At 62.4% G+C, this 22,301-nt stretch carries 20 protein-coding genes; 8 read left to right on the forward strand and 12 right to left on the reverse strand.

Features of this window, described 5'->3' with window-relative positions; genetic code table 11:
* Positions 1-11 precede the first annotated feature (11 nt).
* The 6 genes from VIZ63_RS13985 to VIZ63_RS14010 all read right to left on the reverse strand — a co-directional run bounded on the left by VIZ63_RS13985 (position 12) and on the right by VIZ63_RS14010 (position 5,824).
* Positions 12-482, reverse strand: a complete 471-nt coding sequence (locus VIZ63_RS13985) for a (2Fe-2S)-binding protein (RefSeq protein WP_331610274.1) — start codon at positions 480-482, stop codon at positions 12-14.
* 224 nt (positions 483-706) lie between these two features.
* Complete coding sequence (locus VIZ63_RS13990; RefSeq protein WP_331610275.1) at positions 707-1,414, reverse strand: class I SAM-dependent methyltransferase; 708 nt, start codon at positions 1,412-1,414, stop codon at positions 707-709.
* 230 nt (positions 1,415-1,644) lie between these two features.
* Positions 1,645-2,433, reverse strand: a complete 789-nt coding sequence (locus VIZ63_RS13995; protein WP_349261192.1) for an enoyl-CoA hydratase — start codon at positions 2,431-2,433, stop codon at positions 1,645-1,647.
* Positions 2,434-2,795: 362 nt separating this feature from the next.
* Positions 2,796-4,187 (reverse strand): M20/M25/M40 family metallo-hydrolase, encoded by a 1,392-nt coding sequence (locus tag VIZ63_RS14000; RefSeq protein WP_331610277.1) that lies wholly within the window; start codon positions 4,185-4,187, stop codon positions 2,796-2,798.
* A 39-nt stretch (positions 4,188-4,226) separates the two neighbouring features.
* Complete coding sequence (locus VIZ63_RS14005; protein ID WP_331610278.1) at positions 4,227-5,060, reverse strand: hypothetical protein; 834 nt, start codon at positions 5,058-5,060, stop codon at positions 4,227-4,229.
* Between the two features lie 311 nt (positions 5,061-5,371).
* Positions 5,372-5,824 carry a hypothetical protein gene (locus VIZ63_RS14010; RefSeq protein ID WP_331610279.1) on the reverse strand — a complete coding sequence of 151 codons (453 nt, stop codon included), beginning with the start codon at positions 5,822-5,824 and terminating at the stop codon, positions 5,372-5,374.
* A 474-nt stretch (positions 5,825-6,298) separates the two neighbouring features.
* On the opposite strand from VIZ63_RS14010, the gene VIZ63_RS14015 reads away from it, so the two are divergent.
* From VIZ63_RS14015 to VIZ63_RS14030, 4 genes are all read left to right on the forward strand, one after another.
* Entirely contained in the window at positions 6,299-7,582 is a 1,284-nt protein-coding gene (locus tag VIZ63_RS14015; protein WP_331610280.1) for an autotransporter outer membrane beta-barrel domain-containing protein, read from the forward strand.
* Between the two features lie 53 nt (positions 7,583-7,635).
* On the forward strand, positions 7,636-9,978 hold the full coding sequence (locus VIZ63_RS14020; protein ID WP_331610281.1) for a fatty acid cis/trans isomerase: 2,343 nt from the start codon (positions 7,636-7,638) through the stop codon (positions 9,976-9,978).
* Positions 9,979-10,161: 183 nt separating this feature from the next.
* Positions 10,162-10,503: a zinc ribbon domain-containing protein YjdM gene (locus tag VIZ63_RS14025; RefSeq protein WP_331610282.1), complete on the forward strand. Its 342-nt coding sequence runs from the start codon at positions 10,162-10,164 to the stop codon at positions 10,501-10,503.
* A 10-nt stretch (positions 10,504-10,513) separates the two neighbouring features.
* Positions 10,514-11,008 carry a GNAT family N-acetyltransferase gene (locus VIZ63_RS14030; RefSeq protein ID WP_331610283.1) on the forward strand — a complete coding sequence of 165 codons (495 nt, stop codon included), beginning with the start codon at positions 10,514-10,516 and terminating at the stop codon, positions 11,006-11,008.
* A 22-nt stretch (positions 11,009-11,030) separates the two neighbouring features.
* Here the strand turns inward: VIZ63_RS14030 and VIZ63_RS14035 are convergent, their stop codons facing one another.
* The 3 genes from VIZ63_RS14035 to VIZ63_RS14045 all read right to left on the reverse strand — a co-directional run bounded on the left by VIZ63_RS14035 (position 11,031) and on the right by VIZ63_RS14045 (position 14,143).
* The gene (locus VIZ63_RS14035; protein WP_331610284.1) at positions 11,031-12,401 is read right to left on the reverse strand and encodes an alpha/beta hydrolase; all 1,371 of its coding nucleotides are present in this window, start codon (positions 12,399-12,401) and stop codon (positions 11,031-11,033) included.
* Positions 12,402-12,560: 159 nt separating this feature from the next.
* The gene (locus tag VIZ63_RS14040) at positions 12,561-13,151 is read right to left on the reverse strand and encodes a dihydrofolate reductase family protein (protein ID WP_331610285.1); all 591 of its coding nucleotides are present in this window, start codon (positions 13,149-13,151) and stop codon (positions 12,561-12,563) included.
* On the reverse strand, positions 13,148-14,143 hold the full coding sequence (locus VIZ63_RS14045; RefSeq protein ID WP_331610286.1) for an RNA polymerase sigma factor: 996 nt from the start codon (positions 14,141-14,143) through the stop codon (positions 13,148-13,150). The genes VIZ63_RS14040 and VIZ63_RS14045 overlap by 4 nt, the downstream gene beginning before the upstream one ends.
* A 218-nt stretch (positions 14,144-14,361) precedes the next feature.
* Here VIZ63_RS14045 and VIZ63_RS14050 point away from each other — a divergent pair, with 218 nt between their 5' ends.
* On the forward strand, positions 14,362-15,399 hold the full coding sequence (locus tag VIZ63_RS14050) for a hypothetical protein (RefSeq protein WP_331610287.1): 1,038 nt from the start codon (positions 14,362-14,364) through the stop codon (positions 15,397-15,399).
* A 21-nt stretch (positions 15,400-15,420) separates the two neighbouring features.
* Here VIZ63_RS14050 and VIZ63_RS14055 read toward each other — a convergent pair whose 3' ends face one another.
* The 3 genes from VIZ63_RS14055 to VIZ63_RS14065 all read right to left on the reverse strand — a co-directional run bounded on the left by VIZ63_RS14055 (position 15,421) and on the right by VIZ63_RS14065 (position 17,288).
* A complete protein-coding gene (locus VIZ63_RS14055) occupies positions 15,421-15,723 on the reverse strand; it encodes an AzlD domain-containing protein (RefSeq protein ID WP_331610288.1) in 303 nt (100 codons plus the stop codon).
* Positions 15,723-16,487, reverse strand: coding sequence for an AzlC family ABC transporter permease (locus tag VIZ63_RS14060; protein ID WP_331610289.1), 765 nt, complete (start codon positions 16,485-16,487; stop codon positions 15,723-15,725). Before VIZ63_RS14060 ends, VIZ63_RS14055 begins: the two co-directional genes overlap by 1 nt.
* A 207-nt stretch (positions 16,488-16,694) precedes the next feature.
* Positions 16,695-17,288 carry a DUF4142 domain-containing protein gene (locus tag VIZ63_RS14065; protein WP_331610290.1) on the reverse strand — a complete coding sequence of 198 codons (594 nt, stop codon included), beginning with the start codon at positions 17,286-17,288 and terminating at the stop codon, positions 16,695-16,697.
* A gap of 164 nt (positions 17,289-17,452) precedes the next feature.
* Between VIZ63_RS14065 and VIZ63_RS14070 the strand changes: the two genes are divergently transcribed.
* The 3 genes from VIZ63_RS14070 (at position 17,453) to VIZ63_RS14080 (ending at position 22,239) form a co-directional block, all read left to right on the forward strand.
* Positions 17,453-17,818 (forward strand): hypothetical protein, encoded by a 366-nt coding sequence (locus VIZ63_RS14070; RefSeq protein WP_331610291.1) that lies wholly within the window; start codon positions 17,453-17,455, stop codon positions 17,816-17,818.
* Between the two features lie 100 nt (positions 17,819-17,918).
* The gene (locus VIZ63_RS14075) at positions 17,919-19,367 is read left to right on the forward strand and encodes a cation:proton antiporter (RefSeq protein WP_331610292.1); all 1,449 of its coding nucleotides are present in this window, start codon (positions 17,919-17,921) and stop codon (positions 19,365-19,367) included.
* 322 nt (positions 19,368-19,689) lie between these two features.
* Positions 19,690-22,239: an endo-1,4-beta-xylanase gene (locus VIZ63_RS14080; protein WP_331610293.1), complete on the forward strand. Its 2,550-nt coding sequence runs from the start codon at positions 19,690-19,692 to the stop codon at positions 22,237-22,239.
* Positions 22,240-22,301: the final 62 nt, after the last annotated feature.

The raw sequence follows: 22,301 nt of genomic DNA on the forward strand, positions 1-22,301 counted from the left end.
GGTGCGGTTCCTCAGGTGCTCGGCGTGACAGGCAGGTTCGAGGCAGCCAGCTTGATGGCTTCACGCACCCGAATGTAAGTGCCGCACCGGCAGATGTTGGTCATCTCGGCGTCGATGTCCGCATCGCTGGGCTTGGGATTTCGCTGCAGCAACCCGACCGCTGCCATGATCATCCCCGACTGACAGTATCCGCATTGAGGCACGTCCAGCTTCACCCAGGCCTGCTGCACGGGATGCGAACCATCCGCGGACAGACCTTCGATCGTCGTGATCTTCTGATCCTCCGTGAGAGCGGCCACCGGCAACAGGCAGGAGCGCACGGGATTGCCATCGAGATGCACCGTGCAGGCTCCGCATTGAGCGACGCCGCAACCGTACTTGGTCCCGGTGAGCCCGGCCTGTTCGCGCAGCACCCAGAGCAGCGGTGTGCTGGGATCAACTTCGATATCGCGCGTGACACCGTTGATGGTCAGTCGAACCATTGTCGAAATTCTCCTGGCGAAGTGGGTGCGGACCACCCGGCGGGGTCGTGGGATTTTTATTGGCGAACGGGCGAACGTCGCAGCGGCAGCAGGATGTTCCTGAACGCGGGGCGTAGCCCTGGGTGCGAGGGTGGACTAAACGGGATCAGGAAGAAATTGCACGAAATGCACGGCGATGAGTAGAACTCATAGCACATCCCCTCCCCTCATCGACACCTCGTCCGCTATCGGCGTCCGGATTGCGGGATCCCGGCGGCTTTACTGCCCGGCCCGGATGCGCCCCGCGACGCGATCACCAGCCAGTTGTTGAACGGCGTACCACCCCACGCCGGCCGGAACTCGGTGTGGAATCCATGCCGGGCGAGCAGTTCGGACAGATCGACCCGGGTCGGCTGCGACTTTGGCGGTGTTTTCATCCAGCGCACGGCGTGTCCGGCGCGATCGGTCATGCGCGTGAATCGCGCGCGCCAGCTGCCATCGTCGACGCCGGCGCGAATCACCAGTCGTGCATCGCCTGCGATGCTACGCGCCGCACTGTCGAGCAACTCATCGCGGGATCGGGCATCCAGGTACTGCACGACGTCGAGGAGCGCCACGCTGCCGGCATGCGAAGGAAATTCGCGTGTGAGATCGCAGACCTCGAAGCGGACTGCCGCCAGCTTGCCCGCCTCTGCCGCGCCACGCGCAATGGCGATTTTCTGCGCATCGATGTCGACGCCCCGATAGTCGATGCTCACGTCAGTCGCACGCAGCGCGTGCAGCAGCAAGCCGATACCGCAGCCTACATCGAGCAGTGGCGCCTGGGTCCCCGCGAGAATGCGTTGCACGTCGACGTATAGCGGATCGGACGCGATCTTGGAGCGCGCGTACCAATAGTGGTAGCGACTGGGAAGATAGCGCTGGGCGATATCGGGCGCGGAGATCGACGGCATGCGCGGATTCTACAGTCGTGGCGTGCACGCCTCCCTTTGGATGCGACATCGATTCCGAAGTCGTGGTGAGCCATTCGCTTCGACCCGATCCAGCACGCAAAGGTGGATCGCGATTCCGATCTGAGTTCGACTTCCCGCAGGAAAGCCGGACCCGCAAAAACGCAGGACCAGCTTTCTGCATTTCCTGAAAGATCGAGGGAGACTGCGGCCTCCCTCGATCCGCATCCGGATCAGCTGTTCTTCCAGACCGGCTTGCGCTTCTCCAGGAACGCAGCGACCCCTTCCTTCTGATCATCCGTATCGAACAGGTCGACGAACACTTCACGCTCAGCCGGCAGCAACGGCTGCAGCGCGTCGTTGCGTGCTCCCTGAATCAGCTGCTTGCACGCCGAGACGGCGACCGGGCTCTGCTGGGCTGCCTGGTCGGCAAGCTTGAGCGCCGCATCCAGTGCACCGCCCTTAGCAACGACTTCTTCGACCAGGCCGATGGCTTTTGCAGTATTGGCGTCCACGCGTTCGCCGCACAGGATCATGCGCTTCGCCCAGCCTTCGCCGACGAGCCAGGCAAGACGCTGTGTGCCGCCCGCGCCCGGCAGCAATCCGACCGACGCTTCCGGCAGCGCCAGCTGCGCATGTTCTTCGGCGATGCGCAGATCGCATGCGAGCGCGCATTCGAGACCGCCGCCCATCGCGTAGCCGTTGATTGCCGCAATGCTGACGCCGCGGAATGCAGCCAGTGCCTCGAACGCTTCGCCGAAGCGTCGCACCACTGTGCGGGCATTCGCCTTGTCACCGTCGGCGAACTGCTTGAGATCGGCGCCTGCCGAGAAAAACTTGCTGCCTTCGCCAGTGATGACGAGCGCATAGATATCGCGATCCGCATCGAGATCGTGCACGAGACGCTTGAGGGACTGCAGGGACTCGGCCGTCCACGTGTGGGCGGGTGGATTCGACAGCAGGACGATGGCCGTATGGCCGCGCTTCTCGAGTTTCAGGTTGACGTAGTCGTTCGCACTCATCTCGACATCTCCAATCTCCGGGGCGCACTCGCGCAGAACCGCGCGAGCGATGATCGGCATGATCGCACGGTCGAACGCGTGCGACCACGGCGAATCATGGCGCCGCAGCGCATGATTTCATCTGGGAAATGAATGCGAATCACCCGGACATGACAGCCGCAGCACAGCCCAATGCCCCTTACTTCGCGTGTGTGCCGGGATTCCGGATCAAGAGATTGAAGACTGTCCACGGGGTACACGGGGAAATCCCGCGGGACGGGTGGAAGAATTGCATTTTGCAGCCTTCTCCCCCGTGTCACCCCGTGTCACCCCGTGGAGATCGTCGACTTCTCGCTCGACGCCGCCGCGATGGCAAGACTCGACTAGCGTCGGGCGCCGCCAAGCTCGACGGCCAACCGGTAGATGTGATCCAGTCCCTGATAGAAAGCGACCGCGGGCAAGCGCTCGTCGAGACCGTGCGCAAACATTTCACTCGGCTTGGCGAACAGGCCGGAACTGGCGAACGTCGGAATCCCTGCGATGCGATAGACCTTGCCGTCTGTGCCGCCCGATTCGAGATAGGGCACAACGGCCACACCGGGATAGTCCGCATGCACTGCGCGCGTGATCGCGGACATCACGTCCGGCCGCATGTCCGACACGGGGCTCGCTTCTGGCTCGCCGCGCGTCACGACCTTCACGTCGGGGTCGGCAATCGCTGCGACGAGGGCATCGCGCACCGCATCGACGGGGACGTCCGGAAAGATGCGGCAATTGACTGCGGCCTTGGCGGTCTGCGGGAGCGCGTTTTCTGCGTGACCCGCCTCCACCATCGTCGCGACGCAGGTCGTGCGTGTCGTACCGATGAACTCGGGTGACTTCGCGAGCACAGCCGCAGCACCCGCATCGGTCGGGTCGGCGGAAAATTTCCGCAGCGCTTCTCCGACTTCACCCGACTGTGTCTTGCCGACCGCTCCCAGGTAGGCGCGCGTCAGGTCGTTAGCCATCGCAGGAAACTGATGAGCCTCGATCTTCTCCAGTGCATGCGCGAGTCGATAGATCGCATTGTCACTGCGGGGGCGCGAGCTGTGGCCGCCGGGATTGGTGACGATCAGATCGAACGTGGCATACGTCTTCTCGGCGCCCTGCACCAGGTAGATGAGCGGTTTGCCGGTCGCGTCGTCGAGCAGGCCGCCGCCCGCATCGGTGTTGATCGCGAATTCGGCCTCCCTGACCCACGGGTGCGCCGCGATGAGCCGCGTCGTATCCATGCTCGTCTCCTCGTCGCCGACGAAGGCGAAAACGAGATCGCGCGCAGGCTTGAGCCGCTCCGCTTTGAGACGCAGGATGGTCGAGACCAGCGCAGTGACGCCGGCTTTGTTGTCCATGGTGCCGCGACCGTAGAAATCGCCGTTTTCTTCGACGAGCGTGAACGGATCGCGCCGCCACTCCTGGGGACGCGCATCGACGACGTCCATGTGCGCAGAGAACAGAATCGGCCGGCCCGGCTTCTTGCCCGGCAGCCGCACGATCATCGCCATCTCACCCGCTGCGTCGATCGTGGCGATGTCCGATTCCGGTACGCCACCCGCCTTCAGTACGTCGACGAGATACGCGACCATCACCGGCGTCTGCTTCTGCCCGGCAGCGGTCCGGAAGGAAACGATGCGCGCATAAATTTCCCGGGCCTTGACCTGGTACGCCTGCGTCTGCGCGTCTGCGGGCATCGAGAATGCTGCAGTCATTGCAACCATCGCCAGAACCAGTCTTTTCATGGTTTTCTCCGGTTTTTGGACACACGCAATCGACGGCGCTTATCGCCCCTGCTTCACCGCCAGCACGCCATCGCCGTTGAGGCTCGTGGTAAAGCCGGCCGTTCGCAGCCGGTTGGCCACTTCATTCGGGACATCGCGTCCGCTCGTCAGCCGGTTCGGCGTGCCTGTGTAGTGAAAGAGTATGCCCTTGCGCCGCAGGACCCGCGCCAGCTGGTCGTAGAAACTCTGAGAATACAGATCGCCGGCGATACCAAAGCGCGGTGGATCGTGCAGGACGCCATCGACCGAGTTGTCCGCGAGGCCGAGGATCTGTTCGGCGATATCTCCCTGCGTGAGCGTCAGGCGCTGACCGGCAGCATCGTCCGTGCGCGGCGACCAGGGATTGAGCGTTCGCAACCACAGCACATCGGGATTTTTTTCGAACGAAAGGATCCGTTCGGCCTGCCCCTGCAGACACCAGGCCGCGAAGTAACCGAGTCCACCGCAGGTATCGAGCACGACCTTCCCGCGCGGCTTGATCAACCCCACTTTGCGCCCGGCATCCGCCCAGGGGGACACCTGCGCCGTCGGGAGCATCTTGATGCCGTCGATCTCGAAGGTCGGCGGACCCCACGGCGTCGGCACCAGCTTGATCAATGAATTCGCGAAACGCGCCACCGGTGCAAACGACTCGTCCGCCCAGTAATAGATCGTGCGGTCCTTGCAGTTGTCGAGAAACGGATAACGCCGCCCCTGCCATTCCCAGCCGTCGCTCGCAACGGCAACGGTGGTCGTGGAGCGATCCAGATCGAGCGAACACTCGAGCGTAGTAGCGCCAGCGCGCACAGCGGCAAGGAGCGCCTCGTGGACGGAAAGAGTGAGTAGTGGACCCATGGATGGGCGCGAGAGTACCAGACCGGCGCGAGTGGCCGGTCGGTCACAGTGAGGCGATGCCCTGCAGTCTCACGTAGTCGACCTTGAAGCGCACGCCGCACGTCCGCGGTGGGGAGAGTGTCACGATCAGCCACCCTCGCCTACGCCGCACCGAAGCTGGCGCCAAAGCCAGGCGTCATAAACGTCTGCTGCTTCCTGGGATGGCGGAGCCCCGAGTTGACAGGTCAATAAATGACGGATGCGACCCGATTCCCTGTCGCAGTAAGTCCGCAATGCGGCCACTTCAACGTCGGATATGCACCGGGCAGCAGCTAGGGAGTCCCCTCTGAAGGCGCGGCGTTCTGGTCTTCGCCGGAAGGTGCTTTTTTCTCTTCGACCGGACGCACCTGCCATCCGCCCTTGGCCGTGTAATGCGGGTTCACTCTGGAAATGACCGTGCCGGCCACCGTCGTCTTACCCACGGCTGCGAGCTCGGGCATCGTGGTGTACATGACGAGGTCGCCGGGCTCGAGGTGCGGCACCTTGTCTTCGATCATCGTACTGAAGCACACGCCGACCAGGTCGGTTCGCGCCAGCAGTTCCGTGAGCGTGCCGCTCGGAATCGTCTTGTCTTCGGTATTCGCGATTTTCACGCTGCACATGCGGCCCTGCACCCCAAGCACCACCGCCAGCACGGCCCGGCCGTCCTTGAGCGAGCAGTCGACGTGGTCGCATGCGTACTCGAACGCTTCCGCGGCGGACTGGAATATCTGTGCTTCGGCCATGTCTCACGAACTCCAAACGCATTAACGGTGTACCAAGGGCGCGCGATGCTATCCAATGCAGTGCCGCAAGGTCGAGGACATCACGCCCGATCCGGCGCTGTCACACCGCTGATCGCGATGGTAATCCACATGCAGGCGCATCAGGCGCTGCGATGCACCTATCCCAGACCGCACGATCTTGCATTGCCCAGATGACAGGGTCGCCGTGGTCATGATCGACCTGCGTGCTGCAGGTGGTGAATGAAACATCCGCACCGCCGCCGCAGCAAGTGGCAAACGTCTTACTGCGCAGCGCAGCTCAACATCCGCCTGTTCAGCACCTGCCGGTGAAGCAGCGCCCGATCGCCCTCATGCGCACGCGTGGATCTGCAAGACCCCATACAAACTGGTGAACGACAGAGCCTGAGCGACGCGAGCTGGCAATCGCTCATGGCCGAATGAAACGCGCGGCAGATGCCCGGTGGGGTCAGAACAATGAAGAATCAGGACGCACCTCGTCATCTCCGCGAGCGAGTTCCACTCTGGCTCGTCCTTCCGGCTCTCGTCGCCACGCCGGTAGCGGCGCAGACACTGGACGAGCAGTACGTGTTCTATCTCGATGGCAAGTGCTCGGCCATGGACTTCGAGCGCGACGCTGACGCGATACTGATTCCCGGTCAGGCGGGGCCGCAAATGCAAGCCTATTGCTCCGGGTTACCGAACACCGGTGGCGGAGGGTCCACCAGCGCATCAGGCGGTGCGGCAGGCTCGTCATCGGGACAGAGCGGTGCCGCTGCAACCGACGCAGCACCGCGCAAGCGTCGCGACCGGGCGCGTCAGGAGGATGCAGACGTCGCCGACGATATGAGCATCGTCGAGATGGGACGGCTGAGCGCGTTCTTCTCGATGGATTATCAGAATGAACATCAGCACGCGACGCACTACGAAGCAGGCCGGCGTTCCGATCTGGCCGGTCTGTTGCTGGGCTCCGACTACCGCTTCGGCACCCGTGGCCTGGTCGGTCTGGGAATCAGGCTCAACCAGCGCTCGGGCGACTTCGATCACGACGCGGGTGATTTCCGCATGCGCACAGGTGGCGCCGTGCTCTACGGCTCGTGGTTTCCGAGTCCGAATGTATTCGTCGATGCGAGCGCAGGCATCGATCGCCGGGAATACGACGCGCAACGGATCGTGACCGTACGCAAGGAGGTGTTCGGTAATCCGATGTTCCCGCCCACTGTCTCCTACGATCCGCCGCCTGCTGCAGTGGATGCGGACACTCGTGGCACCGAATGGGATATCGAATTGCGCTCCGGCGCAGATTTTCCGGCCGGCAAGATGACGCTGGGCCCACGCCTCACCATCACTTCGCGGCACACGGATACAGACGCTTTCACGGAAACGGGCCTGACGCCGATGACGTTGACGTTCGATGCGCAGACCGAGGAATCGCTGCGCAGCGCCGTCGGCTTCCAGGCGAGTCGCGCGTTCATGCGCGATGGGTCCGTATGGGTCGCTCAACTCAATGCCGACTGGGTACACGAGTTCGAAGACAACCAGCGCGTGATCACCGCGCACTTCGCAGAAGACCTGCGGCCAGGTCCATCGCAGCTGGCATTTCTCGATGCGCCGCCCGACCGCGATGTCTACGTCGGCCGCCTGAGCCTCGTTGCCGTCTTCCCGCACGGTTTCAGCGCCTTCGGCAGTGTCGAAGCCTTGTTCGGTCACGAATACATCGACCGCTACGGCGCAACGATCGGGCTGCGGCGCGAGTTCTAAACCGCTCCCGGCGGGCTTCGCGAAGCCTGCATCGCCCATGCTATCGTCAGGCAATGACGTATCGACTCCGGTCTGCCCTCCTGGGACTTACGCTCATTGCTGGCTGCGCTACGGTCGCGCGCTCGGCGCTCGACGAGCGCTTCGGCACGCCGCAGCCGAAAGAGAATGTCGCCGCGCCGGCCACCGTCCCGATCGAATACGACCGCGACGTTCGACCAGTGTTGAACAATCGCTGTCTCGTCTGTCACGGTTGTTACGATGCACCGTGTCAGTTGAAACTTGATTCCTACGAAGGCGTTCTGCGCGGCGCCAGCGCGACGCAGATCTATCACGTTGAACGCCTGACTCCGTCTCCCCTCACGCGACTGTTCGAAGATGCTCAGACCACGGCCGATTGGCGCGCCGCCGGCTTCTATCCCGTTCTGAACGAGCGACAGGATTCGCCGGACGCAAATTTGCAGGCTGGCGTCATGGCCCGGATGCTGCAGCTCAAGCAGGAGCATCCGCTGCCTGCAGTCAAGGTGTTGCCGGCCACCTTCGATTTTTCGCTGTCCCGTTCGCAGCAGTGCCCTCGCATCGAGGACTTCGACGCGTTTGCCGCGAAGTATCCGCAGTGGGGCATGCCGTTCGGGCTGCCCGGCCTGAGTCCCAGGGAGCATCGCACGCTCACCGACTGGCTGGCCGCCGGAGCCCCCGCGGCGAAGCCTGCCGAGTTGCCTGAATCGACAGCACAGGAAGTTGCTCGTTGGGAGACGTTCTTCAACGGCGACGGTCTCAAACACCGTCTTGCCGCTCGCTATCTCTACGAGCATCTGTTCCTGGCGCATCTCTATCTGCAGGATCAGGGACACCAGACGGTCTACTTCAAACTCGTCCGCTCGCGCACGCCGCCCGGCCAACCGCTGAGTCTGATATCGACGCGTCGTCCCTACGATGATCCCGGCGTGGCGCGCGTCTACTACCGGCTGTGGCGGGATCCGACCAGCACGATTGCCAAGACACACATGCCATACCAGCTCACGTCCGCACGACGCGATCACTGGCGTCAATGGTTCATCGATGCGGATTACGGCGTCGCTGCCCTGCCGGGTTACGACACACCCACGGCCTCCAATCCGTTCCGCGCGTTTCAGCTGATTCCGTATCAGTCGCGCTACGCCTTCCTGCTGGATGAAGCGCAGTTCACGATCATGAACTTCATCAAAGGCCCGGTGTGTCGTGGCAACGTGGCGCTCGACGTGATTCAGGATCGCTTCTGGGTATTCTTCGCGACCCCGCAATCGGCCGTCTCGAAAGAATTCTCGGGATTTCTGGCGGATCACACCGGAGAGCTGCGCCTGCCCGCAGAAGCTGAAAGCGGATTGTGGTCGATCGTGCACTGGCGCGCGTATGCGAAGGCGCAGAACGCCTACCTGAGCGCCAAGGGTGACTTCATCCGCAACAACATCGCAACGATCGATGGCGCTTCACTGAACATGTACTGGGATGGTGGCGGCACGAACCGCAATGCCGCGCTGACAGTGTTCCGTCATTTCGACAGCGCAACCGTCGTGCAGGGTCTGGTCGGTGAACGACCCCAGACGGCGTGGCTGATCGACTATCCGATCCTGGAGCGTATCCACTACCTGCTGGTCGCCGGCTTCGATGTGTACGGCACGGCAGGACACCAGGCGATGACGCGCATGTACATGGACTTCCTGCGCATGGAATCGGAGATGAACTTTCTGACGTACCTGCCGCAGCCGCAACGCATTGCCGAGGTAGACCAGTGGTATCGCGGCGCGCAGAAAGATGTCCAGGAATATCTCGATGCCTACTTCGAGCATGAAGTCCTGCCAGCGCCGATCGCCTACCGCACGACGGAGCCCAAGCAGGAGCTGTTCGGCCTGCTCCAGCAACGCCTGCAACCGGTACTCAATCATCGCTACGACCCGGATCAGTCAGGACTCTCGCGCAACAGCATCAGCGAACTGGCGAAGATCGATCGGGTGCGTGGCGTTGCTGCATCGATCATGCCGCAGGCCGCCGTCGTCAAGATCAGGGACCGGGGCCTGCTCACCGTACTCAGCAACAGTGCCTACACCAATATCTCGTCGATGTTCGACGAAGCGTCGCGACGACTGGTGGCAGAAGACAGTCTGACGGTGGCCAACGGCATCGTCGGCGCCTATCCGAATGTCTTCTTTCAGATGCAAGAAGGCGACATCGCGGAGTTCGTCGGTCTCGTCAGCGCCCTGCGCACCGAAGCCGACTACAGTCGCCTGCTCGACCGCTTCGCGATGCGCCGGACGGATCCCGGGTTCTGGCAGCTCAGCGACACCGTTCTGGCCGACTACGCACGCGACGAGCCGCTGACCTCCGGAATTCTGGACTACAGTCGCTACGACAACCGGTGACGCAGCGCCTCAGGAGTAGATCTGCGCGCTCACCTGCCGTTCTTCAGAACGCCCACCGCGACGTGACGATCGGCTCCTCGATTTCCGCACATGCTGCCCGCCCCCTCCCGGCGAGGTCGACTGGACCGTGGCCATCCTGTCATGCTCTCGCCGCTGGATGATTTCAATGAACGGATGACCACGATGACCGACCTGCCCAAGTGCCCCCAATGCAATTCAGAGTTCACCTACGAAGATCACGGCATGTTCATCTGCCCCGAGTGCGCGCACGAATGGACGACCGCAGCCGCTGAGACGGCCACCGAAGAAAAGCGCGTGATTCGCGATGCCGTCGGCAATGAACTGCAGGACGGCGATGCCGTCACGGTGATCAAGGACCTGAAAGTAAAAGGCACCTCGCTGGTGGTGAAGATGGGCGCCAAGGTCAAGAACATCCGCCTGGTCGACGGCGACCACGACATCGACTGCAAGATCGACGGCATCGGCGCGATGAAACTGAAATCGGAGTTCGTGAAGAAGGCGTGACGGGCAGCCCATGAATATCAGACGCGCCACGGCGGATGATCTTCAGCAGGTCTACTCGATCTACATGCATGAAGAGGTCGTGCCCTACCTGGGGTACGACCCGATGCCACTGGCGCAATTCGAACCGATCTTTCGCCAGTTGCTGGCGAGCGAAATTTTCGATGTCTGCGAAGCGGACGGCCAGGTGCTGGGGTTCTGCAAGGCCATCCGCCACGAGGGTCGCTCGCACCACTCCGCGCTCGTCGGTCCGCTGGCCGTGCGACCCGATAGCCGCGGCAAGGGCATTGCACGACTCCTGATGCAGAACGTCATCGCCACGCTGAAGGCCCGCGGCGTCAGTCGCATCGAGCTGACAGCGGAGCGCGACAACCCGCGTGCGATTGCGTTCTACGAAAAGCTGGGCTTCAAGCATGAAGGCATTCTGCGTAAGGCCTACAAGCGCGCGACGGATGCGCACTACACGGACGAATGCCTCATGGCGCTGCTGCTCGAGGACCATGGGTAGACCAAGCCGGGCGCTGGTTTCTTCATTTCCTTGTGGGTGCGCCTTTCCCGTGGGATTCGTTGTCAGTCACAGCCGGACAATCCGGACACTGTGCGCCGCGAGCGGTCTGCGACACCTTCGCCGCGCGCGCCAGGATCCAATCGCCCAGCAACTCGAAATAGCCCGGGGCCGTACGCCCGGCGAGCCGCTGGCCCTGCGGGCCCTGCTCGACAACGATCATCCCGTGGTCCGCTCGAGGAAAGACCTTGACCTCGATATTCACACCCATGCCCTGGAGTTGCTGCAGTCGTGCGAGCGTCGACTCGTGCGGCGCTTCGGTGTCTTCACCGGCCAGTACCCACAGCTGCGGGACGGCGATGCTGCGGATCGCCGGCAACGAATCGTATTCAAGATCGTAAGGAAAGTTGAAAACCTTCTGCAGTTGCGGCAGCTGCTCGTCGGGTGTCGACATCAGCGGCGCCGTGTAGTCACCGCCCAGGTCCGCGAACCATGGACTGTTGCGATAGGCGGCCTTGAGGCGCTTCAGTTCATCCAGTCCTGCGCTGAATCGCGAAACCATGACTCGCGTCGTGGCCAGGTGAATCTCCTCGCCTTTCGCAAGCACGTCGGCACCATGTCCCTTCGCCCGCAGCGCCTGCGCGACTTCCAGTCGATCTTCCTCTGCCATGCTGACCGCCAGTCCATAGCTCACCACGACGAAATCAACCGGCACCAGGGTGGCAGCGAGCGGCACCACCCATCCGCCCTGGCTCTCGCCCATCGCGCCGAGCGGGACATCTTTCACGGCGGCATGCCCGCGCACTGCGCGAACAGCTGCCGCGAAATCTTCTGCAAGCCTGCCGATGTGCGCGCTGAACTCGCCGGTCGAGCGACCCGTGCCGCGCTTGTCGAAGACGAAGACGGCGATGTCCTTCAACGGCAGCAAGTACTGGAGAAAGTTATCGGTCACCGCAGAATCGGGCCCACTGCCGTACTGCAATACGACCACCGCGCGCGGCGGTCGCTGCAGCGGCAGGACCAATTCGCCGTAAAGCGTAGCGTTGTCGCTCTGAAATGAAATCGCCGTGGTGGGCAGCGCCAGCTTGCGACCTGTCAGTAACGGACCCGTCTGCCGCTGAAACCGGATGGCGCCTGCGCCGCAGGGGCCGAAGGAAACGCGCAAGGTGACGGGCTCGCGGCCCGACCACCCGTCGCCGGACTCGTATCCATCGGCGACCGGAAAGAGCTTGCCTGACACTCCGTCCGGAAATCGATAGCGCAGATTGTCGTCGTCGCTCGGCTGGATGACGAGCTTCGAACCATCGGACAGTTCATACGCGCCTGAATAGCACGACCCTTCTGCAGCGGCGAACGACGCCATACCCATGGCAAGTAACAGCACGATGATTCGCATCACTGGTCGCCTCGACTGCAAGTAGAGAGCGTGTTTGACGCGACACCTGGCTACAAGGTTGCACGGACCTGCGTGAGTGACAGTATGAGTGGTTGTCTGTGGGTCCGGCTTTCCCGCGGGAAAGTCGGACCACACAGAAAAGCGCGTTGCGGCAGACCGCTAGCGATTGCGCTCGTACTCGAGCAACACGACGCCGCAGGGCAGTGCCGTTGATCGTTGCAGCTCGAGCGGACGTTCCGCGGTGAGCTCCTGAAACAAGGGAATGCCATTGCCCAGCACCACCGGATGAACCATCAGCCGGTACTCGTCGATCAGATCGTGGCGCATGAACTCGGAAGCAAGGCTCGCACCGGCGAACAGCACCAGATCCCTGCCCGGCTGTCGTCGAAGTTTGTCGATTTCATCGGCGTCGACTTCATCGATGATCGTGACGGGGCCCCATGCCGCGCTTTTGAGCGTCCGTGAGTAAACCCTCTTCGGCACTGTGTTCATCAGCAGTGCGAACTCTTTTTCGACCTCCGTGTTACTGAATCCGCCAGATACCGTCGCATCGCTCGCGCCAGCGGTGGGCCAGTACTGAGCGAGCATTTCGTAGGACACGCGGCCGAACATCATGCCGTCCACGCGGCGCAACAGGCGCAGCATCTCTGTTTCGAACCCGGCGTCGGACCGGAACCAATCCAGATTGCCATCGGCCCGCGCGATCTGCATGTCCAGCGAGACCATCATCGACAGAATGATCTTTCTCATGCCGCGCTCCAGTAACGATAGCCGTTGACGTGATACGGCACGTCGAGTTCGCGACAGATGTCGGCGATCACATCGGGGTTGAAGAAGTAGTTGCGCACCCGGGCGAGGCGATCTGCCTCGGCTGTCATCCGGGCCACGGCACGCACGGCTTCGCCGCCCGAGTGCTGATACCAGAACAATACGATGGGCTCGCCGCGATAGTCACGAACTTCGCTTCTCGGCGGCGTGCCGATCACGCCGTGACGCAGTGGGCGATCAACGCCACCGCGCGGATCCTCGGAGCTCAGATCGCTGTACAACATGCCGTGGAATGAACCCGTCGCGGCATCGCGTGCGGTTGCCGGCCCGTACTCCGTCACCAGGCCGACCATCTCCACTTCCGCAGTGTCGAGCAACAGCGCCGTCATGCGATCCAGATCGCGGGCATTGAATGCGTCACAAAAGGCATTCAGCACGGCGGGCACCGGAAGCCGGATTTCTGCACCATCGCGCAGTGGCTCCGAGAGTTTGCTCCGTCCCCGGCTCAACGCGGACTTGACTGCGCCAACGCTGGTCGACAGGGACTCGGAAATTTCTTCCAGGGTGAAATCGAACACATCCTTGAGGACCACTGCCGCACGCTCCTGCGGCGACAGTTTGACCAGGAGCGCTCCCAGCGCTTCGGGATCAACCTGCGGCAACGGCTCGGATGCGACATCGGGAACATGGCCGTCGGGGAAGTGGCCGACGACTTCACGCGAACGTCGTGCGCGATCGATCCACAAGTTCGACGCGACGCGGAACAGCCATGCCCTGGGATTGGACGGCACGTCCTTGAACAGACAACCCAGCGTAACGAAGCCGCGCGCGAGCGTGTCCTGCGCCAGATCCTCGGCATCCCAGGGACTGCGCGTGAGGTAGCGGCAATAGCGATAAAGATCGGGCCGCAGCGGCTCATAGACATCGAGGAATCGGTGCCAGGCAGTCTGCACGGCGTCGGACAGTTCTTTCATGGTCAGCCTCTGGAAGGGACGCCGTATAGACGGATGAGGTGCGTCAAAGGATACGGAACGGCAAATGAGATCGAGTATGCTCGAGGTCGACCAGGGCACCGCCACGTCACATAATCAAAGGCGGGTCCTGCGGGCCGTTGCCGCGGTGTCACTGCCAATCACGGTGGCACCGTCGGGAACGATCTCTCGGAGCACTAACAAGAATAAGGAATTGCCCGATGTCTTCCTTTCTCTCGAAAATCAACCCGACCACCAAGAGCCTGCAGAAAGAGTACGTGGAGAAGCGCCAGCGCGCGCTCTATGCGAACGATCCCGCCAAGACCGAGCGGGTTCGCAAAAAGGTCGAAGCCGTGATGGCGAGGAACTCGGTGCAGGGCGACTGGCATGAGGTCTATCTGAAGATTCATCGGGCGCTGCAGTCGCGGGATCTGACGATCAATGTCGAGGCGGGTAACTGGTTTCGCGCCGACAACAAGTACGACACCTACACTCAGATGTACGAGCGCGCCGTCCGCCCCGGCGGAAAAATGGTGCTCACCGACAATGACCCGAAGAATCCCGCGGTCCCACGCATGATGGCCGATGATCTGGTGACGATCCCGGATGAGTGGGCCAATGCGCACCCGTTCAGCCAGCGCAAACGCCTGCATAAAGCATTGAATGCCTCAGGCGTTTCGATGAAGAAACTGGCCGAGACGAAGTCCACGCTGGCGGACCCGAAGAACGCAAAGAAGATCACGGGCGACAGCGCTTCGGGCTATCAGACGAAGAACAAGGATTTCAATCCGGAGGCGAAGCAGGTTTTTGCGGCGCTCAACTACGGCGGTCGGCTGCACGGATCGTGCACGTACTACGGCTTCAGTCATCTCATACTGACCCCAGCCCTCAAGACCAACGCCTTCTATTATCCGGAGGATACGTTCTTCCTTGCGTCACGCAGCGGCACGGCGAGCCAGGCGGGATTCAACACCATTGGCGCACTGATGGAACACGCAGCGCCGAGCATGATGCAGGCGCTCTGGGACAGCTGTTACAGAAACCTGGTCCTGCCCGACACCAACGATGCCAACGATCTCGTCGAGGCCCACATATTCAAGCGGCTGAAAATCGCCGAAGACGTGCAGGCGCTGGTGCTCTCGCGGATGCGCAAGGGCAGCGACCCGGCCTGGACGGACACCGAGTGGGAAAACATCGTTACCAACGCCCGGAACTGGTGTAAGCGAAATTCCGTGCGGCTCGTTTTCGCGTCTCCGTGAGCGGCAGCCGACGCGAAGCGCTCATACCATCCTGAGCAACGCCGCCGTCACCGCGCCGACGATCACCACACCGAGAAACGGCACCCGCAACCAGAGCGCGATGCCGGCGGCAACCAGGGCGCCGGCACGCGCATCCAGAGCCAGCGCCTGACCTGCACTGAACGCATTCATCGCGGTGAGCGAAGCGAGCAGGCCGATGGTCAACGTTCCGGCAACGCGGGTCATGTGATCGTCTTCCAGCAAGTGCGCCGGAACCAGATGACCCGCGAGCTTGATCACATAGGCCACAGCGCTCGCCAACAGAATCCATCCCCACAAGGACATCAGGATCGCCCCTGCGGTGGAGTCTGTGCATCGGACCGATTCGCCGTGGATGTCGCGTCGTAAACGCGAGGTTCGACGTCGGGCTCGAGCCCTTCGTCTGCCGGGCCGCGACTGAACCAGCCCCAGATGGCCGACACCGCCGCAGCGAGGATGATTGGCACGCCCGGCGGAACGAAGGGCACGGCCAACACGGTTGCAACTGCACAAACGACAGCCAGCGCCACCGGCTCGCGTGCACGCAGACGCGGCCACAACAACCCGAGAAAGGCCGCGACCGCAGCCCCGTCGAGGCCCCAGCGACGTGGGTCGCCCAATGCGTCACCGAGCAGCGCACCGAGCGCGGTGAACAGATTCCACAACACGAATATGCCCAGGCCGGCGGTCCAGAATCCGCGTCGCTGTTCTGCCGGGTCGCTCTGACCTGACGCGGTTGCCGTCGATTCATCGATCGTGACCTGCGCGGCGGCGAATCTGCGCCAGCCCGTCAGACGCAGCATTCGATTCATCTGCATGCCATAGACCGCGTTGCGTATGCCCAGCAGCGCCGCCGCGCCGAATGCCGCCGCGCCCGTGCCGCCACCCGCGATCACACCGATGAACGCGAACTGCGATCCGCCCGTGAACATCAATGCACTGAGCGCAATGGTCTGCCAGACGGTAAGGCCGGCGGCAACACCGAGCGCGCCGAAAGACACGCCGTACAGTCCCGTGGCCACGGCGATGGAAAGGCCGATCCTTACGGCCGGCGAATGGCGCAGATACATTGAGAGCTTTCCGATCGATCGATGCGTATGCCTTGGGACGCATTCAACCGGAACCGCTTCGCCGGGTCGAGCTGCCTTTGGTGAGACTGATTGGCTAAGACTGAAATGACACTGCGAGTACCGCACGCAGCGACGCAGATAATTGAGGTCAATGACCAGGTCCCGGAGCTGTCATGCGCTCACGGTCCGTCAGCTCAGCAACCGACGCTACCGCGACGACTGCAGCTGTTTCGCCATCTGTGCGTGCTGCCCCAGCGTCGGCAGCATCGACTGGGCGTAACTGCGCAGGGCTGGCGTCAGCGTGGCGGACCCCGATGCGGCCCTGAACATGCTGATGGCCTGCTGGTGACCATCGACCATGGCCGTTGCGAACTTTGCATCGAATGCCGGCCCTTCCAATGCCGATAACTCGTCGCGCAGCGCCTGCCGCTCGGGATCGACCTCACCCGGCAGCGCGATTTTTGCCTGCGCAGCGATGGACTTCAGCTTCTCCAGCGCCGCCCGATGGTCCGCGACCAGCTGCGCGCCAAACTCCTTGACTGCCGGGGTGGCCGAACGGTTCTGCGCCAGGCCACCGATTTCGATTTCCTCCATGTTGATCATGGCCGCGCGGATCACGAAGGATTCGGGGGTCAGCGGCTGCTGGTCGATGTTCGCGGGCGGCACGAATGACGCCGTACCCAGCGGCGCCGGGGTGGTGTCAGGCACATTGCGCGGATCTTCCGCCCCGACTGCCACGCTCGCAGCCGCCGCAGCCGTGCAGATGAATAGTCGTAGTGCGCTTGAAATCCCGCTGCTCATGACACGCTCCCGTCACAGACCTATGGAAACAATCCTCGTTTGCGTGCTTTGTTCCCCTGTGTGCGCTGCGGCGCGAGGCAGGCCGTATCCGCGACCGCAGACGCCATCGGGATTTCGCACTAGACTGGCGGTGAATCGGGATCAGCGGACTGCGCCGTGAGCGTATGCCTTTCGAAATATCAAAAGAGACTGACCACCTGCTGATCCAACTCTCCGGTTCGCTCAGCGGCGAAGAATTACTGGCGATGGGACGCGAACTGCGGACGCTGGAAGAAGCCAACCCGTCGTTCCCGCGCATCGCGGATCTCACCAGCATCGAAACGCTCAACCTCGGCTTCCTCGAAATCGAAGCGCTGGCGAACGTGCGTCGCGCCCTCGTTCTGGCCGTGCCGATGCGATCGGCGCTCATTGCGAGACGGCCCCTGCATATCGGCTATGCGCGCATGTTCCAGTCGCTCAACGACAATCCCCGCATCTCTATCCGTATCTACGGAACCCGGGAAGAGGCATTGCAGTGGCTGAAGGAATAGGCGCCGGCGGCGAATGCCTCCGGCAACGATCCCGGCCAGATGACGGCAGGATGGCTGCAGTTCACAATAATCGCCCCATCTCCCGGATGTTTCGATCCCAATGAGACCCATCAAGCAAGCCGGCCTGTACCTGGGCACTCTCGCGCTGGCGATTGCCATGATCGTCGCCGTGCTGCAGATGGGGGCGTCCCTGCCCGCTCCAGACGCGGCTCCCCACACACAGCAAGCGGTCGCTTCACTCGATGCGACATCCGGCGCCGGAGCGTTACTTCAGAACCTGCGGAGCAATCTCGATCATCCGCTCAGCCATCTGTTCATCCAGCTGCTGGTCGTCATCGCGGCCTGCCGACTGATGGGCAAACTCTTCGTCCGCATCGGTCTGCCGGCGGTCGTTGGGGAAATGTCGGCCGGCATTCTGCTCGGTCCTTCCCTGCTCGGCCTGCTGGCTCCCGATGCCTTCGCGTTCGTCTTTCCCGCGGATTCGCTCGGCACGCTGCGGCTGCTGAGTCAGGTCGGCATCTGCCTCTTCATGTTCGCGGTCGGCATGGAACTGAACGTGGAACATGTGCGCAACAAGGCTGCGACCGCCGTGGCCGTGAGTCATGCCAGCATCGTGTTTCCGTTTCTGCTCGGCGTGATCCTCGCGTACTACCTGTTCAGCAGCATGGCGGGGCCCAGGGCCAGCTTCGTCGGCTTCGCCTTGTTCATGGGCATTTCCATGAGCATCACTGCGTTTCCCGTTCTGGCGCGAATCCTCCAGGAACGGAATATGTCGCGGACTTCACTCGGCAGCACGGCCATCACCTGCGCCGCGGTGGACGACGTGACGGCCTGGAGCATCATGGCGTTCGTGGTGGCCGTGGCGAAGGCAACCAGCGTGATCGCCTCCGGATTGACGCTGCTGCTGGCGCTTGCGTTCATTGCTGTCATGACGCTCGGCGTACGGCGGGCGCTGCCGTTGTGGATCGGCAGTGCACAACTGCGTCGCGAGGAGCCGTCGAGCGGCACGCTCGGCATCATCGTCTGCGTTGTCCTCGCAGCGGCGCTGTGCACCGAAATCATCGGCATCCATGCGCTATTCGGCGCCTTCCTCGCGGGTGCGATCATGCCGGATGCCGGAGAGTTCCGCCGGCGGATCTCCGCGTTGCTCGAAAAGTTCAGTTCCGTACTGCTGCTGCCGCTCTTCTTTGCCTTCACCGGATTGCGCACGGAACTCGGTCTGCTCGATGGCCTCCCGGATTGGCTGATCTGCTTCGGGATCATCGCCGTCGCCACGACTGGCAAGCTGGGAGGCAGCACCCTTGCAGCTCGCGTCACCGGAATGAACTGGCGAGAATCCCTGCAACTCGGCGCACTGATGAACACACGCGGGCTGATGGAGTTGATCGCGCTCAATATCGGCTACGACCTGGGCATCCTGTCGCCGCGAATCTTCACCATGCTGGTGATCATGGCGGTGATCACGACCATGATGACCGGCCCGTTACTCACGCTGCTCGGCGTTCGCCAGCCGCAGCGCGACGGACGGCAGGAAGCCTCGCGCGCCTGAAACAGGCTAACCCGTTGGAAACGCGAACTTCGCATCGGTGCCGCTGAACCGCCCGGCACGACGCGCATCGATATCGATGGACGGACATGGCAGCGGTAGCGGTCGCCGCCGGCATTCCCCCCGACACAGCCGGCGGCCGCACCCGGATGCCGCAGAACACGGTGACGCCGCACTGTTGACTCATCATCGAGCGTACTTGTGGACCACCGCGTGGCGATGTTAGCGTTACCATTACCCGGCGGCGATGACACCGGGGCACCGGACGCGACAAAAGACCGACCACAACCCGCTCGACGGGAGTAGATCAAACAAGGGGATAGTCATGAATTTCCGCCCTGTTGGCTGCGCGCTGTTGCTCGCGGCATCGTTACTGCTGACTGGATGCCCGATACCCGAACTCATCGCCGACGCCGGCCCGGACCAGGTCGTCAGCGAAGGTGCCAGCGTTACGCTGCGGGCGAAGGCCAACATTCTCGATCACATCGTTGACTACAAGTGGACGCAGACAGCGGGGCCGAAGGTCACACTCAAGGTCTCGAAGAAAGGCGTGCTGACCTTCACGGCTCCTGCGACAGACGTGCAGCAGACGCTGACGTTCCAGCTCGTGGTCATGTACGAGCGCGGCTACAAGAGCAAATCCGATTCGGCGACGGTCACGGTCAATCAGATCAAGTTCTTCGGAACTGCCGCGGCCGCAGCCGCAGACTATGCGACGCTGCTCAACTGGTTCGACCAGGTCACTCCGGAGAACGCCGGCAAATGGGGCAGCGTCGAAGCGATCCGTGACGTCATGAACTGGCAGGGCGTTGATGACGCTTACCACTTCGCCAGAAACAATGGCCTGCCATTCAAATTCCACACGTTGATCTGGGGACAGCAACAACCAGCGTGGATCGCCGACTTGCCCCCTGAAGAACAGTTGGCCGAGATCGAGGAATGGATGAGCGAGGTGGCGGCACGCTATCCCGACATCGAATTGATCGACGTCGTCAACGAACCACTGAACGCACCTGCGGGATATCGCGAGGCACTGGGTGGCGCCGGCGAAACCGGTTATGACTGGGTGATCACCTCGTTTGAATTGGCGCGCAAGCACTTCCCGAAAGCGAAACTCATCCTCAACGAATACAACACACTGATACTGGAGCAGTTCACGACGAACTACATGACCGTCGTCCAGCTGTTGCAGGAACGCAAGCTCATCGACGGCATCGGCGAACAGGCGCATTTCCTCGAGCGTGCTGATGTACCAGTCGTGGCCGCCAATCTCGATACGCTCGCCACCACCGGCTTGCCGATCTACATCTCCGAGTTCGATCTCAATTTCGCCGACGACGCGCGTCAGGCCAATGTGATGCGTGATCTCTTCAAGGTGTTCTGGGACCACCCGTCCGTCGCAGGCGTCACTCACTGGGGATTCCGCGAAGGCGCGATGTGGCGTACGAACGCAGGCCTGGTGCGCACTGACGGCACGGCCCGTCCTGCACTCGACTGGATCGTGTGCTACATGGGCGGCGGCGGCGACACCTGCACCGTTCCGCAGTACGTGCCTGCCGGCTGGAGCGGCGGCGAATTCGGCGTGACGCTGGAAGCGGAAGAATACGACGAGGGCATGGGCGTCGCCGCACTCGGCAGCGTGGTCGCGTACACCGATGGCGGCGACTGGATCGCTTTCAGGGATGTGAGCTTCCAGCAGGGCTGGGATCGTTTCTGGCTCACCTACGCCAAGGGCAACACCGATCCCGGCAGCATTTCCGTCCATCTCGACAGCCTGGAGAATGCCGCGGCTTTCACGCTCGACCTGCCACCCACTGCCGGATGGAACAGTTCCGAGCGACTGGAACAGGAATGGGCACCGATCACCGGCACCCATGATGTCTACATCCGGTTCAACGGCGCTGGCGGCATCGGCAACCTCGACAACATCCGCTTCGGCAAGCCGCAACCGGACTCGGGAGTGAACCTCGTGAACGATGGCGGCTTCGAAACAGGCAGCGCCGGCTGGAGCAACTGGGGCAATGGTTCGCTCAGCGCCAGCACGTTGCGGGCGCAAAGCGGATCGCAGAGCCTGCGTTCAACGGGTCGCACCGGCACGGGCGGATTTGCCGCCTACGGTCTCACCAGCGCAGTCACGGCGAACACGACTTACGCGGTCAGCGCCTGGGTCCTGCATACCGGCGCCGCGAGCGACACGGTTCGACTGGCATCCAAGGTGAGCTGCTCGGGTACCGACACGTACAGCTGGCTGCAGAACAACGCCGCCGTTGCCCCCAATACGTGGACGCAACTCGGCGGCAATCTGGTGATTCCGGCTGGCTGCACAGTGACGGACGCGGCGATCTATTTCGAAGGCAGCGCTCCCACCGCTGACGTCTTCATTGACGAAGTAAAGGTCGTTCCACCCACCAGCAATCTCGTGAATGACGGCAGCTTCGAAACCGGCGTCGCAGGGTGGGATTCGTGGAATGGCTCGACGCTGGCCGCAAGCACAACTCAGGCACGCAGCGGCGCGCAAAGCCTGAGCGCGACCAATCGCCCCAACACCAATCAATACGCTGTCTACAACCTCACGAGTGTTGTTCAGCGCAACACCACCTATGCAGTAAGCGCATGGCTGCTTCACACCGCCGCAACAAGCGATGTGGGACGCCTCGCGGCCAAAGTGGAATGCACGGCGGCCACCGCACCCAGCGGCCACAACACCTATCCCTGGCTACAGAATGACGGCGCAGTACCGCCGGCAACGTGGACACGGCTCGCCGCCAACCTCGTCATCCCGGACTGCGACATCGTCGATGTCGCGATCTTCTTCGAGGGAACGGCTGCAGGCGTCGACGTGTTCGTTGATGATATCTCGGTGCAGCGGCTGTAGTTGACCGGATCGCGGAGCTGCCGGCACTGATCGCTCGTTCGGTGCCGGCAACTCATCGACTG

Source organism: Povalibacter sp. (assembly GCF_036520495.1).
Lineage (GTDB): Bacteria > Pseudomonadota > Gammaproteobacteria > Steroidobacterales > Steroidobacteraceae > Steroidobacter.